The organism is Methylobacterium crusticola (assembly GCF_003574465.1).
Taxonomy (GTDB): domain Bacteria; phylum Pseudomonadota; class Alphaproteobacteria; order Rhizobiales; family Beijerinckiaceae; genus Methylobacterium; species Methylobacterium crusticola.
Genome location: NZ_KZ984621.1, coordinates 1 through 16,181, shown reverse-complemented (window position 1 = coordinate 16,181; position 16,181 = coordinate 1). Strand labels below are relative to the sequence as shown.

Here is a 16,181-nt window from a genome sequence, read left to right as displayed (position 1 = left end):
GGGTCGGGTGGGCAACCGGCGCCGCGGCGCGGGCGGCTCACGGGTGCAGCTCAGGGCGCCTCCTCCCGCAGGGCCAGGATCGAGCGGGCGATCTCGGCGCTGCGGGCGACGATGACCGACAGGAGGGTGTCGCTCAGCCCGTGGGAGCCCTCGCTGAAGCCCTGGAGGTAGAGGGGCGCGGCGAGGTCCGGCCCGGTCCGCAGGCGGTAGTCGCGCCCGATCGCGTCGCCCTCGAGGTAGGGCCGCAAGGGCCCGAGGAGGGGCGGCAGGCGCTCGCGGCGGTAGCCCGTCGCCAGCACGACGGCGTCGTAGGCGCGCCGCTCCGCTGTCCCGTCGCTGCCGGCGAGGTCGAGCCAGACCGCGCCCTCGCGGATCTCGGCCTGCCGGACCGCGTGGCGCGGGCGCAGGGCGTGGCGCGCCTCGCCCCTGACCTTCTGCTGGTAGAGGAGATCGTAGATGCGGGCGATCAGGTCGGCGTTGACGACGGCGTAGTTGGTGTTGCGGAACTCCTCCAGCAGCGCCTGACGCTCGGTGTCGGGCTTGGCGTAGATGACGTCCGTGAAGGCCGGGTTGAAGATCTCGTTGACGAAGGCGCTGTCGTCGGACGGCTTGAGGGCGTGGGCCCGGAAGATCATCTCGGCCTCGGCGCCGCGCAGGCGGCTCGGCAGGTCGAGGAAGATCTCCGCGGCGGTCTGCCCGGCGCCGATGACGGCGACGCGGGGCCGCGCCCGCCCGGACAGGCCGCCGACGCGGTCGAGATAGGCCGAGGCGTGGAAGACCTGGGGGGCGTCCCCGAGGGCCGCGAAGGCCCGCGGGACGTTCGGGGTCCCGCCGGTCGCCAGCACCAGGGCGCGGGCGCGGGTGCGGGTCTCGCGCCCGTCCGCGTCGACCGCGGTGACGCGGAAGCGCCGCGCGGGCAGCGGGCCCTCGGCCTCGACCGCCACCACCCGCTCGCCGTAGCGGCAGACGTCGCCGAAATGGCCCGCCACCCAGGCGAGGTAGTCGTTGAACTCGATCCGGCTCGGGTGGAAGGCCTTGAGGTTGACGAAGTCGACGAGGCGCCCGTGGACGTGCAGGTAGTTCACGAAGGTGTAGGGGCTGGTCGGGTCGCGCAGCGTCACGAGATCCTTCAGGAAGGAGATCTGCATGTCGCTCTGCGGCAGCAGCATGCCGCCGTGCCAGCGGAAGCGCGGCTGCTGCTCGAGGAACCGCGTCCGCAGCGGGCGGCCGCGGGAGGCCTCGTCGAGCGCGATGGCGAGGGCGAGGTTCGAGGGGCCGAAGCCGATGCCGAGGACGTCCTCGGCCTCCGGCTCGCGCGGGCGGGGCGCGGGGCCCTCGGCCCGCAGGCCGGCCGCGCCCCGCTCGGCGAGGCGGGCCGTCACGAGACCGCCTCCGTGGCGGCGCCCGGCACCCAGAGCCGGTCGCCGAAGAAGCGCTCGCGGCCGAGGCTGACGAGCGCGGCCCGCTTGTGGGGGAAGTCGAAGGTCGCGATCCGGGCGAAGCCCGAGCGCTCCAGGTTGCGCAATTGCCGGGCGTGGTCCGCCCGGGGCTCGCCGACGATGCGGACCGTGCGCGGGTCGTCGAGGAAGATCGCGTGCATCAGCGAGGGCAGCCAGGCCGAGACGTGGGCGCGCCCGCGGAAGCGCTCCTCGCCGATGAGCACGTGCCAGCCGCGATCGTGGTCGCCGGCCTCGCAGAAGGGCGCGATGCGGTTCTCCTTGGCCCAGTAGACCTCGAACCAGCCGAAGGGCTCGCCCCCGATGCTGCCGACGAGCGGCAGGACGTGCGGGTCCGCCGTCAGCGTCTCGAGGTAGCGGCGGTGCTTCTGCGCGTCGCCGGCCTCGTCCCAGACCGCGGCGACCCGGGGATCGTTCATCCAGGCGTGGAGCCGGTCGAGGTCCGCCTCCGGGTGCGCCACCCGGAAGGACAGCGGCGCCGCGAGCCACGGGATCCAGCGGGTGTAGACCACGCCCGCGGGCTTGGGCGCCCGCACGGGGTGGCGGCGCCCCCCGCTCAGGGCCGCCAGGGCCGGGAACGGGGCCTCCCGGCGGCCGAGCCAGGGCTCGGGCCGCTGCCAGGCCATCGCCGCGTGGGCGGTCAGGCCGCCCGCGGCGTCCGGCAGCGCGAGGCCGGCGGCGTGGAGCGCGGGCGCGAGGGACGCGATGGCGTCGCCCTCGAGGACGACCCGCTCGACCGTCTCCGACGCCGTCAGGGCCTCGAGCGCGGCCGCGACCGCCGCGAGGGCCGCCTCGGGTGCCGCCGCGATCTCGACGGCGGCGAGGCGCGGTGGCCGCCCCGGGGCGACGACCGCGTGCAGCAGCGCCTCGCCCGCGCCGGCGACCCGCAGGCGGTCGCCGGCGTGGTGGACGGTGAGCGGCCGGTCCGAGGCCGCGAAGGCGAGAAAGGGCGGGGATGTCTGCATCGGGCGTCCGGTCCACTTCCGTTCACCCGGAGGACGTTGGGCGGCCCCGCCGATTTAACCGCGGCGTGCCCGGTCCGGCCGCGCACGGGCCGCCGGGACGGCGTCCGGCGACAACCCGCCGGGGCGGGGCGCGCGCCCCGCCTTGATCGGCCGGACCGGGCGCCCTATTCAGGATCCTCGCTGTCGGCGGAGGGGCCGTCAGAGGGGCGCGTGCATGAGAGTGAGGAACAGCCAGCGCGGGAGCGTCGCTCGTGTCGGCTGCTGAGGCCGCCCGGCTGGCGCGGGTCTCCGCCCGGCTCGTCGCCACCTGCCAGGCCCTGGTCCGCGCGAGTGCCGCCGGCCTCGGCCCGGACGCCGCGGCCGGCCCGGACGGCGCCGCGACCTCGCTCGACCCGGACGACGCCTGCCCCGGGGATCCCGCCGCCCTGAGGCTCTACGTCCTCCAGAGCGAGCTCAACCGCGCGGTGGCGCGCTCCGACGAGGCCGCGGCCGCGCTCCGGGCCGCGCGGCAGCGCCTGGAGGCGGCCGAGGCGGAGGTGGACGGCCTGCGGCGCGACCTCGCGGACGCGGACGGGGAGCTGGTGCGCTGGCGCGCCCGGGCCGAGGCGGCCGAGGGGCTTCTCGCCGGGGGCCTCCTGCCGGAGGGGCCGGAGGCCGGGCCGCGGGCGCAGCCGGATCCCGCCGCCCCATGAGCGCACCCGCGTCCCGCGGCCTCGCGCCGGCGGATTCCCGCGACGCGCTGACGGCCTACCGCCTGTTCGACGCGCCGTGGTACGAGCGCACCTACGGCGACGTCAGGGCCTCGGGCCTCGATCCCCTGGAGCACTACCTCGTGTCCGGCGCCGGGGAGCGCCGCTGGCCGAACCCGCTGTTCGATCCGGCCCACTACGCCGACCAGGCCGGCATCGACGCGACCGAGAACCCGCTCCTCCATTACGGCCGCTGCGGCCTGCCCTGCCTGCTCAACCCGCACCCGCTCTTCGATGCCGCGTTCTACACCCGGACCTACCTGTCGCGGGAGGGCGGGCCGCCGCTGAAGCCCCTCGAGCACTACCTGTCGGTGGGCTGGCGCCTCGGGTTCCGGCCGAATCCCGTCTTCGATCCGGGCTGGTACCTGGCCGCCTACGCGGACGTGCGGGCGAGCGGGTCCGAGCCGCTGTCGCACTACGCGACGGCCGGCGAGCGGGAGGGCCGGCGGCCCGCGGCCGACTTCGACCCCACCCGGGCCGCCGCCGGCGCGGAGGGCTCCCACGGGGCGCTGCGGCGCCACCTCCGGGGGCTGGCGCGCGCGCGCCTCGCGCCGGGCAGCCGCGGCGCGCCCTCGGACGCGGCGTTCGCGGCCGCCCTCGACCCCGGGAAGCCGACGCTCGTCATGGTCTGGCACCAGTACGGCGGCGGCGTCGAGCGGCACATCCTCGACCTGGCGCGGTCCTGCGCCGAGCGCGTCAACGTCGTGTCGCTGCGCGCCGTCGGCGAGGGCCGCCTCAGCGTCGGACGCCTCGCGGCGGCGGCCTGCGAGCCCATCGTGCTCGACGAGCGCGCGGACCTGAGGCGCCTGACGGCCCTGCTGCGCGCCTGCCGCACCGAGCGGCTGCACATCCACCACAACGCCGACTTCGCCGACCTCCACGCCATCGTCCGGGCGCTGGACCGCCCCTTCGACTACACCATCCACGACTATTTCAGCATCTCGCCCCAGCCGCACCTCGTCGACGAGGCCGGGCGGTTCGTGGGCGAGGACCTGGAGCCGAGCGGCGCGATCCTGTGCGCGCAGGCGATCGGGGCCGAGAAGCCCGCGACGCTGCGGGCCTGGCAGCGCGGGCAGCGCTGGCTGCTCGCACGGGCCGACCGCGTGATCGCGCCGTCCCGCGACGCGGCGCGCCGCATCGCCCGGCGCTACCCCGACCTCGCCCTCATCGTCGCCGGCCACCTCGACCAGGATCCCGCCGCCCCCGTCCCGCCCCGGCGCCTCGGCCCGGACGATCCCCTGCGGGTCGCGCTCGTCGGGCACATCACGGAGACGAAGGGAGGGCCGGTCCTCGCGGCCGCGGCCGCGCTCTGCGCGCGCGAGGCCCTGCCGGTGCGCTTCAGCGTCGTCGGCAGCACCCGCGACGACGCCCTCATGGCCCGCGCCGGCGTCGAGGTGCTGGGCGCCTACGCCGAGGCGGACCTGCCCGCCCTGCTCGCCCGGGCGGCGCCGGACCTGATCTGGCTGCCGGCCACCTGCCCGGAGATCTACTCGTACACGCTGTCGGCCGCGCTCGCCGCCGGGCTTCCCGTGGCGGCGACGGATCTCGGCGCCCTCCCCGAGCGCCTCGCCGGCCGGGACTGGACCTGGATCGCGCCCTGGACCGCCGACGCACGGGCCTGGGTCGACCTGTTCACGGAGATCCGGAGCCGGCACGTCCGGGCGGGCGCGCCGCCCCGCCCGCCGGCCCGGCCCGGCGCGCCGCGGGACTTCTACGCCGAGCGCTACCTCGGCTGGCTCGCCGGCGCGGGTGCCGCGCCGTGACGGCCGGCGAACCCGCCGCGCCGGCGCCCGAGCCCGCCGCGCCGGCGCCCGAGCGCGCCGGGGAGCCCGGGACCGCGGCGGAAGCCACCCCGAAGGTCTCCGTCGCCATGCCGGTCTTCAACGGCGGCGACTACTTCGCCCTCGCCCTCGACAGCGTCCTCGCGCAGACCTACCCGAACTTCGAGATCCTCGTCGTCGACGACGGCTCGGCGGACCCCGACGAGGTCGCCCGCATCGTGGCGGCGGCCGACTCGCCGCGGATCCGGCTGTTCCGGCAGCCGAACGGCGGCGTCGCGAGCGCGATGAACACCGCGGTGCGGCACATGGAGGGCGACTTCCTCTGCTGGCTGAGCCACGACGACCTCTACGAGCCCCACAAGCTCGCGTCCCAGGTCGCGTTCCACGCCGCCCTCGGGTGCCCCGACGCGGCGCTCTGCTCCGGCTACCGCATCATCGGGCCCGGGGGCGAGGTGATCCAGGAGGTCGCGCTCGATCCGGGGCCGCCGCGCCGCGCGCCGCTGCTCACGCTGATGATGGGCTACATCAACGGCTGCACGGTCCTGATCCCGGCCCGAATCCTGCGGGGCTGCGGGCCGTTCGACACCCGCCTGCGCTACACGCAGGATTACGACATGTGGAACCGGATCGCGCAGGCGACCGACTTCTTCCTTCAGCCCGAGCGCCTCGTCCGGTACCGGGTCCATCCCGGGCAGGGCACCAACCTGCCGGCCGCGGCGGAGGAGAGCAACCGCCTCTGGATCAGCCTCATCGACGCCCGCACCGAGATCGAGCGCGTGCAGCTGTTCGGGAGCACGAAGCGGTTCTTCGACGCGATGGCGCGCCATCTCGCGCAGACGCCCTACCGGCAGGCGGCCCTCTACGCCGCCGAGCGCGCCGCCGCGGCCGTCGAGGACACGCTGGTCTCGGTCGTGGTCTCGGCCGTCGAGGCCGCCAGCCCCGATCCGCGGGGGATCGAGAGCCTCCTGCGCCAGACCCACGGCCGCCTGGAGATCCTGCTCGTCGCGGACGGGACCGACGATCCGTCGCCGGCCTTCCTCGACCTGCTGCTCGACCCGCGGGTCCGGTGCGTCGCCGGGGACGGGCGCGCGGAATCCGGCCGCAACCGGGCCCTCGACGAGGCGCAAGGGGCCTACATCGCGTTCGCGGACGCCCGGGAGGAGAGCGCGTCCGACCGGATCGCCGCGCAGCTCGGGGCGATGCAGGAGGCGGGCGCCCTCGCCTGCCGGGGCCGCGGGGACGGCACCGGGGCGGCCCCGGCCGGCACCGGGGCGGCCCCGGCCGGCACAGGCGCGGCGCGCCTCTACCCGGAGATCCTGGCGCGTCCCCTCGTCGCCACCTCCACGGCGATGATCCACCGCGCGCTCGCCGCCGCGGGCCACCGCTTCCCGCCCGGGCCCGCGGCCGAGTGGCTGTTCTGGCTTCAGGTCGCCGTCGGCCACGACGTCCTCGCGGCGGGCCCGCCGGCGGCGCCGGTCGCCCTCGCGCGCGACACCGCGCGGGAGGCCGTCGCGCAGGTCGCCGCCTTCGTCGACGCCGACCCGTTCCACCGCCGGCACCTGCGGCAGCGCGCCCGCCTCGCGGCGCTGGCGGAGTCCTTCGGCCGGCCCGAAGATGCGGCGGGCCCGCGGGACGCAGGCGCCGCCGCCGAGGAGGCGTCGTGAGGGGCGTGGGCCCCCGCGCCCGGTCCTCGAGGCGGCGCGCGGCATCAGCGGGGCCCCGGGGGCGGGCGAGGGGCGAGGCACGATGACGGAACAGCCTGATCTGGAAGGCAAGCGCGTGGTCGCGCCGGACGCGCCCGGGATCTGGCTCGTGCTCCTCGGCCAGCGGCGCCACATCACCGAGCCGGACGTCTACGACGCGCTCTTCCCCGACGGGAACGGGCTCGTCAGCGAACCGGCCCTGACGGCGCTGCCGGTCGGCCCGGCCCTCGGCGCCGGGACGGGCCTGATCCGGCGGGACGGCGATCCCGCCATCTACCTGCTGGCCGTGGCGCCGGACGGGACCGCCCTGCGCCACTGGATCACGACGGAGGAGACCTTCCACCGGCTCCACCTCGATCCGCAGAAGATCTACACGGTGGCGGCCGCCGACGTGGCGGCGATCGAGGAGGGCGCCGCCCTCCCGTGAGCCGCCCGCCCGGGCCTTCCCGCCCGGGCGGCGCGGCCGACCCCGCCCGGCGCGCCCCTCACCCCTTCCAGTTCCGCAGGGCCGCGAAGGGGCTGGCGGACGGGTCGGGCGGGGGCGGGTTCAGGACGGGGTCGACCTGCGCCGCGGCGTCGGCCAGCGAGTAGGCGGAGCCGCTCGGCAGCTTGCCGCCCGCGGCGTCCTTGTGGCCCCCGCCGCGGAACTTGCGGGCGCCCTCGAGGGCGGTCTCGTTGTTCGAGCGGAACGACAGGGTCCCGACCCGCTGCACGTTGAGGACGCGCCTGGCCCGGCCGGTCTCCATGATGAGGTCGGAGACGCGCTGGAAGGTGCCCGCGTCGAGCCCGAACGACATCAGGGTCCCGTCCGAGAGCGGCCGGAACAGCTCCGGGGACCGCGCGAGCGCGCGCGCCATCCGCATGCGGGTCGTCAGGGTGCGGTCGTCGTCCGGTCCGCCCGACAGGAACGCGTCGGCGGCCCGCGCGCGCAGGGCGCCGACCCGCCGCTCGACCTCCGCGGGGGACAGCCCCTCCCGCAGGAGCGCCGCGACGGAGAGGAGGAGTTCGCCCACGAAGCGGTCGTGCCAGGGATGGCCGACCGGGACCAGGGTCGAGACGTTGTCCCAGAACATCTCGTCGAGGGCGTGGCCGCCCGCGAAGGCCGGGCGGTCCTTCTTCCAGAGGTCGACGGCGTCGATGGCGGCCACGAGGGCCTCGATGTCGCCCGCGCGCGCCGGGTCGGCCTCGCGGGTCGCGTACAGCGCCCGGTGCTCGTAGGCCATCCGGGTGGCGCAGCGGGTCTCGTCGATGAGCACGGTCGTGCCCGGGTCCTGCAGGTCGAAGGCGAGCGCTCCCCCGCCCTCCGGCGCGACCGGCGCCAGGCCGGCCTGGCGCATCTGGTCGACCGAGGAGGCGTGGTGGTCGAGGACGATCAGGCGGTGGCGCACCCCCTCGTCCCGCCGCCGGTTCAGGGCCGCCATGCTGCGGATGAACTTCACCGCGACCGCCTCGAGGCCGAGGTCGGTGATGACGAGCATCTCGGAATCCCGCGCCTGCTTGAGGCGCTCGAGCTCGGCCTCGACCACCGGGCCGACGTCGGAGTAGCGGGGCACGTGCACGATGCGTCCCACATCCGCGAACAGGCCGACGACGGTCGAGGCGCCGTAGCCATCGAGATCGTGATGGGTGATCTGGGTGACGATCAACAGGATGTCCTCGCGAGTACGGGTATGCGCGGTCCGGCGGCGTTTAGGATGGGCGACCGAATCGCGGCGCGCCGCCGCGTCGCGCCGGGGCGCCGGCCCGGCGGCCACCAGTAAAGAAGCCTTGGAGGAAGCGACATGGGAAATCGCCTGAATCGGGCGCGCGGCGGGCGCGCGGCGTGGCTCGGCCTCCTGGCGCTCGCCGCCGCCCCGGCCGCCGCCCAGACCGCGCCGCCCCTCCAGGTGCCGGCCAAGAGCGTCCCGGTCCCGGCCGACGTCAGCCCGCAGATGGGCAGGATCATCGGCCTTCCGCTGCGGACGAACTGGGACATCCATCCGCGGACCGGCGCGGAGTGGAAGCCCGTGGCCGAGGCCGGGGCCGCGGCCCTCGGCAAGCTCGTGCCCGGCATGCTCGAGCGCCTCCGCGTCACGGTGGAGCGCACCACCATCGACGGCGTGCGGGCCTTCATCCTGACCCCGGAGACGATCCCGCCCGAGAACCGGGACCGGCTCCTCGTCCACGTGCACGGCGGCTGCTACGTGCTCAACCCGGGCGAGGCGGGCCTGCCCGAGGCGATCTTCATGTCCGGGTTCGGCCGCTTCAAGGTGATCTCGGTCGATTACCGCATGCCGCCCGAGGCGACCTACCCGGCCGCCCACGACGACGCCATGACGGTCTGGAAGGCCGCCGTGCGGATGGCCGACCCGAAGAAGATGGCGATCTTCGGCACCTCGGCGGGCGGCGCGCTGACCCTCGCCATGGTCCTGCGCGCCAAGCAGGAGGGCCTGCCGCTCCCGGCCGCCATCGCGCCCGGCACCCCGATGTCGGACACCACCAAGGTCGGCGACAGCTTCGTGACCAACGCGATGCTCGACAACGTCCTTGTCTCGCCGGACGGGTTCTGCGACGACGGCGCCAAGGTCTACGCCAACGGCCACGACCTCAGGGACCCGATGCTCTCGCCCGTCTACGGCGACCTGCGCGGCTTCCCGCCGACCATCCTGACCACCGGGACCCGCGACCTCCTGCTCAGCAACACCGTGCGGGTGCACCGCAAGCTGCGCGACGCCGGCGTCGAGGCCTACCTCCAGGTCGGGGAGGGCCAGTCGCACGCCCACTACATCCGCGACGACACCGCGCCGGAGACGAAGCAGGTCTTCGAGGAGATCGCCGGGTTCTTCGACAAGCACCTGGGCCGGTGAGCCGCCGGCACCTGGGCCGGTGAGCCGCCGGGCGGAGGCGGGTTGAACCGGCCCCCGGGGACCGGGGCGCCCGCGCGGCCCCGTCCCCGCCGGGCGGGCCTCTCGTTTTTTGGGCGGGGCCATTTGCCGGGCGGACCCCTTGCGGGACCGGCCTCCTGCCGGCAGCGTGGCGGCCCGCACGACGCGCAGCTGCCCGGGAGACGACGCGATGCGCCCCCACACCCTGCCACGGCTCGCCCTCGGCCTCGGGCTCAGCGCCCTCGCGGCGCCGGCCCCCGCCGAGGAGCGGGTGGCGCCGGCGGCCACCGCCTCCCACCCGATGGACGCGCTCACGGCCGACGAGATCCGCGCCGCCATGGCGGTCCTGCGCGGCGCCGGCAAGGTCGACGCGGCGACCCGGATCGTGTCGCTCTCCCTCGACGAGGAGCCCAAGGAGGCGGTGCGGGCCTGGCGCCCCGGCCAGCCCTTCGGGCGCCGCGCCCGCGGCGTGCTCCTCGCCGGCGGCCGGCTCCAGGAGGCCCGCATCGACCTCGCGGCCGGGTCCCTGCTGGCCTGGCGGGTGGTCGAGAACCGCCAGGCCTCCCTCACCGTCGAGGAGATGATCGGGGCCGGCGACCTGCCCAGGAAGGATCCGCGCTGGCGGGCCGCGATGGCCCGGCGCGGCATCACCGACGACGCGAAGATCGTCTGCCTGCCGCTCGCCGTGGGGCCCGGGACCGACCCGGCGCTGGCGGGCCGCCGCCTCCTCAACGTGCCCTGCGTCGACACGACCGGGGCGGCGAACAACCTCTGGGGCAAGCCCATCGAGGGCCTGATGGCGACGGTCGACATCGGGGCCGGCGAGGTCGTGTCCGTGACCGACCTCGGCCCCGTCCCGCCCCCGCCCGAGACCCCGAGCCACGCCTACGCCGAGTCGGGCCGCTACCGGCCCGTCCCGAAGCCTGTCGCGATCGCGGCGCCCGAGGGCCGGAACGTGACGGTCGCGGGCGGCCAGGTGCGCTGGGACAACTGGTCCTTCCACGTCCGGCTCGAGCCGCGCCTCGGCACGGTGCTGTCGCTCGTGCGGTTCGACGACCACGGCACGCCGCGCGACGTCGCCTACCAGCTCTCGGCGAGCGAGATGTACGTGCCCTACATGGACCCGGCCCCGACCTGGTCCTTCCGCGCCTACATGGACATCGGGGAGTACGGCTTCGGCACGCTGGCGACGCAGCTGCGCCCCGGGGAGGACTGCCCGGCGAGCGCCACCTACCTCGACCTCGTGATCGCGGGCAGCCGGGGCGAGCCGCTCGGCCAGAAGGGCGTGGTCTGCCTGTTCGAGCGCCCGACCGGCGATCCGGTCTGGCGCCACGACGAGCTGTGGAACGAGACCGTCGAGACGCGCCCGAACACGGAGCTCGTCGTCCGCATGGCGCCGGTGGTCGGCAACTACGACTACCTCGTGGACTACGTCTTCGACCGCGCCGGCAGCATCGACGTGCGGCTCGGCGCCTACGGCATCGACGCCGCCAAGGGCGTCGCCGCCTCGTCCCTGAGCGATCCCTCGGCCCCGCAGGACACCGCCACCGGAACCCTGGTGGCGCCGCGCCTGCTCGCGGTCAACCACGACCACTACATGGCCTTCCGCCTCGACATGGACGTCGACGGCCCGCAGAACCGGCTCGTCGCCGACCGCTTCGCGGTCCGGCGCCTGCCCGAGGGCGGCCCGCGGCGCAGCCTGTGGGGGGTGGCGAGCGAGGCGCAGGAGACCGAGGGGCCGGTGACGCTCCCCCTCGGCGCGGCGCAGTTCCGGATCGAGAGCGCCGGGCGCAGGAACCGGCTCGGCTACCCGACGAGCTACCAGATCATGCCCGGCCACACCGCGACCTCGCTCCTCGCCCGCGACGAGCCGATCCAGAAGCGGGCCTCCTTCACGGACTACACCCTGTGGGCCAGCGCCTACGACCCGGACGAGCGCTACGCCTCGGGCGACTACCCGAATCAGAACACCGAGGTCGAGGGCCTGCCGGCCTTCGTGGCCGCCCGCCGCCCGATCCGGGACCGCGACCTCGTGCTCTGGTACACGATGGGCTTCCGCCACGTGCCGCGCTCCGAGGACTGGCCGGCGATGCCCGGCCTCTGGCACGGCTTCCGCCTGCGCCCGTTCAACTTCTTCGACCGCAACCCCGCCCTCGACGTGCCCCCGGCCTCGGCCGCGCAGGCCGTGCGGTGAGGCGGGCGGCGCTCCTCCTGGCGGGCCTTGTCGCGAGCCATGTCGCGGGAGTCCCGGCGGGCGGGCCTCCCGGCGGCGCGGCCGCGATGGCCGCGGAGGCGGACGACGCGGCCATCCTCTACCTCGACGCGGCCGGGTGGCGCGGGGCGGAGCCGGCGCGCAAGCTCGCCCTCGCGCGCGCCTTCATGCGGATCTTCTGCGCCGACCTGCGGATGGCCCCCTCCGCCCTCGTCGCGTGCCTGGACCGGGACGGCCGCGGCGAGCCGGTCCTGGAGCGCGCCGTCGCCTGCGCGGCCGCCCTCCCGGGCGCCTGACGCCGGCGCCCCGGCCCGGCGCGCGGAATGCACGCGCCGCGCGCAAGCTTTCGTTCATCGGGATTCGCGTTCGCGGTGGACAACCCGGTGCCCGCGATCCGGGAGAGGGCCCGGCTCCCGGGCGATTCCCGAGGTGCCGCCCGGGGAGCGCGGCCGCCCGCGGGCCGTCACGGGGCCCTGCCGCCGGCGCGGCGCGGCGGGATGGCACCGGCCGCGGCCACCGGGCGGCGATGTACCTGCGCGGTCCGCGGGGATATGGCCTTGGCGGTGAGAGCGGCTAAGTTTGCTCGGACGAGAGCTGCGGTCCCGTGGCCCGCTGCCCTGAGGGAGTTTTGCATGACCAGAAGCGGGGATAAGCGGCCCCTGGCCGCTGCGGCCGTCGCGGCGCTCGTGTGCCTGGCCGGCCGGGCGGACGCGGCGCAGTGCGGCAACTCGGCCGCCGGGTTCGACGCGTGGAAGCGGGAATTCGCCGAGGAGGCGCGGGGACGGGCCAGCGCGGCCAGCCTCTCGGCCCTGACGGGGACCTCGTACTCGTCGGCCACCATCGCGGCGGACCGGGGGCAGAAGAGCTTCCGGCTGTCGCTCGAGCAGTTCCTCGCCAAGCGAGGCGGCCCGGCGATCGTGTCCCGCGGGCGGGCGCTCAAGCAGTCCCAGGCGGCCCTGTTCTCCTCGATCGAGCAGCGCTACGGCGTGCCGCCCGGGCCGCTGCTGGCGATCTGGGGGATGGAGACGGGCTTCGGGGCCGTGCGCGGCAACGTCAACACGCTGTCGGCGGTGGCGACCCTGGCGTACGATTGCCGCCGCTCCGCCTTCTTCACGGACCAGCTCTACGCGGCCCTGACGCTGGTCGACCGCGGCATCCTCTCGCCGAGCACCCGCGGTGCGGCGCACGGCGAGATCGGCCACACGCAGTTCCTGCCGAAGAGCATCCTGAACTACGGCACGGGCGGAAGCCTCGACAACGCCTCCAACGCCCTGAACGCCACGGCGAACTTCCTCAAGGCCCACGGCTGGCGCGCCGGTGCGGGCTACCAGCCGGGCGAGCCCAACTTCGCGGCGATCCAGGGCTGGAACTCCGCCTCGGTCTACCAGCGCGCGATCGCGCTGATCGGGCAGCGCANCGACCGGGCGCGCCCCCGCGCGGGGCGCGCCCGGCCGCCGGCGCCGGGCCGCGCGAGCCGCCCCCGCCCCGGGCCGGCGCGGCCCCGGCCTAAATTCCCGCCGCCCCGGCGCGTCTCTCCCGGTGCAGGGGCGCGTGCGGCGCCCGGCGGAGGGACGGCATGGCGATCGACGACAGCGAGGCGACGTTCCGCGTGGTGGTGAACGCGGAGGGGCAGCACTCCATCTGGTTCAGCCACCGGGCGCTGCCGGCGGGCTGGCGCGAGACCGGGTTCTCCGGGCCGAAGGCCGACTGCCTCGCCCACATCGACGCGGTCTGGACCGACATGCGCCCGGCGAGCCTGCGGGCGTTCCTGGCGAGCGGGCCCGCAGGCTCGCCCCGGCCCTGAGCCCCGGCCCGCGCCGCGACCCGCCTCCCCGCCAGCTCCCCGGGACAATGCCGATGAACGACGTCGTCAGCCGCCTCGTGCGCCACGCCGCGGAGCGCCCCGACGCGACCGCGCTGACGGTCCTGGACGACCCGCGCGAGGGCGAGGCGCGGCGCAGCTACGGGGCCCTGGCGCGCGAGGCGGGGGCGGTGGCGGAGGCGCTCCGCGCCCACGCACGGCCCGGCGACCGGGCCTGCCTGATGCTCGACACCGGCACCGCCTACGTGGCGGCGTTCCTGGGCTGCCTCATGGCCGGGGTGATCGCGGTCCCGGCCTTCCCGCCCGAGCCGCGCCGGCCCCAGCACCAGGCCCGCCTCCTCGCCATCATCGACGATTGCGCCCCGGCCCTGGTGCTGGCCCACGGGCGGGACCGGGACGCGGTCCGCTCCATGCTGGGAGCGCGCGCCGTCGCGGTGGTGAGCGCCGAGGACGCGGCGGCGGGGGAGCCGGCCCGGCGCGGGACGCCGCCGGGCCCGGCCGACGTGGCGTTCCTGCAATACACCTCGGGCTCGACCGCGTCGCCGAAGGGGGTCGTCGTCAGCCACCGGGCCCTCGCGGCGAACGAGCGGCTCATCGGCGCCGGGTTCGGCCTCGGTGCCGGCGACGTGATGGTGAGCTGGCTGCCCCTCTACCACGACATGGGGCTGATCGGCGGCCTGCTCCAGCCGCTCCACGCCGGCTTCCCGGCGGTGCTGATGTCGCCCAGGCACTTCCTCGCCCGGCCGGCGCGCTGGCTCGAGGCGGTGAGCCGCTTCGCGGCCACCGTCAGCGGCGGCCCGGACTTCGCCTACCGGCTCGTCGCCGAGCGGCTCGACCCGGAGAGCCTCGCCGGCCTCGACCTCTCCTCCTGGCGCGTCGCCTTCTCGGGCTCCGAGATGGTGCGGGCCGAGACCATGGAGGCCTTCGCGGCGGCGGCGGCGCCGGCGGGCTTCGACGCGCGCGCGATCCGGCCCTGCTACGGGCTCGCCGAGGCGACCCTGTTCGTCTCCGCCGGCGGCCCGGGCGAGGGCCTGCGCGCCCTCGCCCTCGATCCGCAGGCCCTGGCCGGGGGCCGGGCCGTCCCGCGCGACGGCGGCACCCGGGTGGTCGCCTGCGGGGCGGCCCAGGCCGGCCACCCGATCGCCGTCCTGGATGCGGACGGGGCGGTCCTGCCCGAGGGCGGCATCGGCGAGGTGGTGGTGTCGGGCCCGAGCCTCGCCGAGGGCTACTGGCGCAACCCGGAGGCGAGCGCGGCGGCCTTCGTGGAGCGGGACGGCGTCCGGACCCTGCGCACGGGCGACCTCGGCTTCGTGCGCGACGGCCGGCTCCACCTCGTCGGCCGCGCCAAGGACCTGATCATCGTGCGCGGGCAGAACATCTACCCGCAGGACGTCGAGCGGGCGGTAGAGGACGGCGTCGACCTCCTGCGCAAGGGCCGGATCGCCGCCTTCGCGGTCGAGCGGGACGGCCAGGAGGGCCTCGGCGTCGCCGTCGAGGTGCCGCGCGCGGCCCGCCGGCTCGTCGCCCCGGAGGCCCTGGCCGGCCTGATCGCCGAGGTGGTGGGCGAGGCCTTCCTGGAGACCGCCCACGTCGTGGCCCTCCTCGAGCCCGGGGCGCTCCCCCGGACGTCGAGCGGCAAGCTCCGGCGCGACGCGACCCGCCGCGGCGTCGCGGCAGGCACGCTCGGCGCCTACGCGGTCGTGGTCGGGGGCCGCGCCGCAGGCGCCGCGCAGGCGCCGGCCCCGGCGCCCGCCGCCGGGACGCCGACCGAGGCGGCGCTGCGGCGCGTCTGGTCGGAGATCCTGGGCCGCGACGGGATCGGGCGCGACGACCACTTCCTGGCCCTCGGCGGCGATTCCGTCGCGGCGCTGCGGGCGCTGGCGGCCATCCGCGCGGCCACCGGCCTCGCCCTGCCGCCCGAGGCGCTGTTCGCCCATCCGCGCCTCTCGGCGCTCGCCGCCGAGATCGACCGGCGCCTCGCCGCCGGGACGGACCCGCTGCCGCGCGTCCCCCGCGACCGGCCCCTGCCGCTCTCGCCGGCCCAGGAGCGGATGTGGATCGAGGCCGAGTTCGGCGGCGCGGGCCACCACATCGTCGGCGGCGCGCGCCTCGCCGGGCGCCTCGACCCCGCCCGGCTCGAGGCCGCCCTCGCGGGTCTCGCGGCGCGCCACGAGGCCCTGCGCACGGCGGTCCGGCGGCGCCCGGACGGCGGCGCCGACCAGGTGGTCCGCGAGACGGGCGCGCCGGGGCTCGCCCGCCGCGACCTGTCGGACCGCGCGCCCGCGGCGCGGGAGGCCGCCCTCGCCGACCTCGTCCGGGCGGAGGGGGCGCGGCCGTTCGACCTCGCGCAGCCGGGCGGGGGGGCGCGGTTCGTGCTGGTGCGCCTCGCCCCGGAGGCGCACGTCCTCGTCGTCGCGATCCACCACATCCTGGCGGACGGCTGGTCGATGCAGGTGCTGCTCGACGACCTCGCGCAACTCTACGCCGGCGCGACGCTCGCCCCCCTCCCCTTCGGGCCGGCGGACGTCACGGCCTGGCAGCACGGCCCGGCGGGCCTCGCCGCGCGCGAGGCGGCGCTGGCCTGGTGGCGCGGGCGCCTCGCGCCGGCCGCGCCCGATCCGGGCGCCG

Annotated in this window: 12 protein-coding genes and 1 pseudogene; 10 read left to right on the top strand and 3 right to left on the bottom strand. The window is 76.5% G+C overall.

The features are described from left to right. Positions 1-50 precede the first annotated feature (50 nt). Positions 51-1,382 (bottom strand): lysine N(6)-hydroxylase/L-ornithine N(5)-oxygenase family protein, encoded by a 1,332-nt coding sequence (locus DT057_RS02140; RefSeq protein ID WP_128560479.1) that lies wholly within the window; start codon positions 1,380-1,382, stop codon positions 51-53. Then, a complete protein-coding gene (locus DT057_RS02135) occupies positions 1,379-2,422 on the bottom strand; it encodes a GNAT family N-acetyltransferase (RefSeq protein WP_128560478.1) in 1,044 nt (347 codons plus the stop codon). The genes DT057_RS02140 and DT057_RS02135 overlap by 4 nt, the downstream gene beginning before the upstream one ends. Before the next feature lie 251 nt (positions 2,423-2,673). Here DT057_RS02135 and DT057_RS02130 point away from each other — a divergent pair, with 251 nt between their 5' ends. The 4 genes from DT057_RS02130 (at position 2,674) to DT057_RS02115 (ending at position 7,082) form a co-directional block, all read left to right on the top strand. Continuing rightward, the gene (locus DT057_RS02130; RefSeq protein WP_128560477.1) at positions 2,674-3,114 is read left to right on the top strand and encodes a hypothetical protein; all 441 of its coding nucleotides are present in this window, start codon (positions 2,674-2,676) and stop codon (positions 3,112-3,114) included. Beyond that, positions 3,111-4,934 (top strand): glycosyltransferase, encoded by a 1,824-nt coding sequence (locus tag DT057_RS02125; protein ID WP_128560476.1) that lies wholly within the window; start codon positions 3,111-3,113, stop codon positions 4,932-4,934. The genes DT057_RS02130 and DT057_RS02125 overlap by 4 nt, the downstream gene beginning before the upstream one ends. Continuing rightward, positions 4,931-6,616 carry a glycosyltransferase gene (locus tag DT057_RS35335; protein ID WP_162501291.1) on the top strand — a complete coding sequence of 562 codons (1,686 nt, stop codon included), beginning with the start codon at positions 4,931-4,933 and terminating at the stop codon, positions 6,614-6,616. The genes DT057_RS02125 and DT057_RS35335 overlap by 4 nt, the downstream gene beginning before the upstream one ends. A gap of 82 nt (positions 6,617-6,698) precedes the next feature. Continuing rightward, on the top strand, positions 6,699-7,082 hold the full coding sequence (locus DT057_RS02115) for a hypothetical protein (protein ID WP_128560475.1): 384 nt from the start codon (positions 6,699-6,701) through the stop codon (positions 7,080-7,082). 58 nt (positions 7,083-7,140) lie between these two features. On the opposite strand, the gene DT057_RS02110 is transcribed toward DT057_RS02115, so the two are convergent. After that, the gene (locus DT057_RS02110) at positions 7,141-8,301 is read right to left on the bottom strand and encodes a dimethylmenaquinone methyltransferase (RefSeq protein WP_128560474.1); all 1,161 of its coding nucleotides are present in this window, start codon (positions 8,299-8,301) and stop codon (positions 7,141-7,143) included. 135 nt (positions 8,302-8,436) lie between these two features. Here DT057_RS02110 and DT057_RS02105 point away from each other — a divergent pair, with 135 nt between their 5' ends. The 6 genes and pseudogenes from DT057_RS02105 to DT057_RS02080 all read left to right on the top strand — a co-directional run. Further along, positions 8,437-9,501, top strand: coding sequence for an alpha/beta hydrolase (locus DT057_RS02105; protein ID WP_128560473.1), 1,065 nt, complete (start codon positions 8,437-8,439; stop codon positions 9,499-9,501). A gap of 208 nt (positions 9,502-9,709) precedes the next feature. Continuing rightward, entirely contained in the window at positions 9,710-11,713 is a 2,004-nt protein-coding gene (locus DT057_RS02100) for a copper amine oxidase (RefSeq protein WP_128560472.1), read from the top strand. A gap of 86 nt (positions 11,714-11,799) precedes the next feature. Beyond that, positions 11,800-12,027, top strand: coding sequence for a hypothetical protein (locus DT057_RS02095; protein ID WP_128560471.1), 228 nt, complete (start codon positions 11,800-11,802; stop codon positions 12,025-12,027). Between the two features lie 336 nt (positions 12,028-12,363). Continuing rightward, positions 12,364-13,147: pseudogene (locus DT057_RS02090) on the top strand (lytic murein transglycosylase); the annotation flags it as partial. 160 nt (positions 13,148-13,307) lie between these two features. After that, entirely contained in the window at positions 13,308-13,535 is a 228-nt protein-coding gene (locus DT057_RS02085) for an MbtH family protein (protein WP_128560470.1), read from the top strand. A gap of 53 nt (positions 13,536-13,588) precedes the next feature. Then, on the top strand, positions 13,589-16,181 hold a 2,593-nt coding region (locus tag DT057_RS02080; RefSeq protein WP_244937329.1), incomplete at its 3' end, for an AMP-binding protein.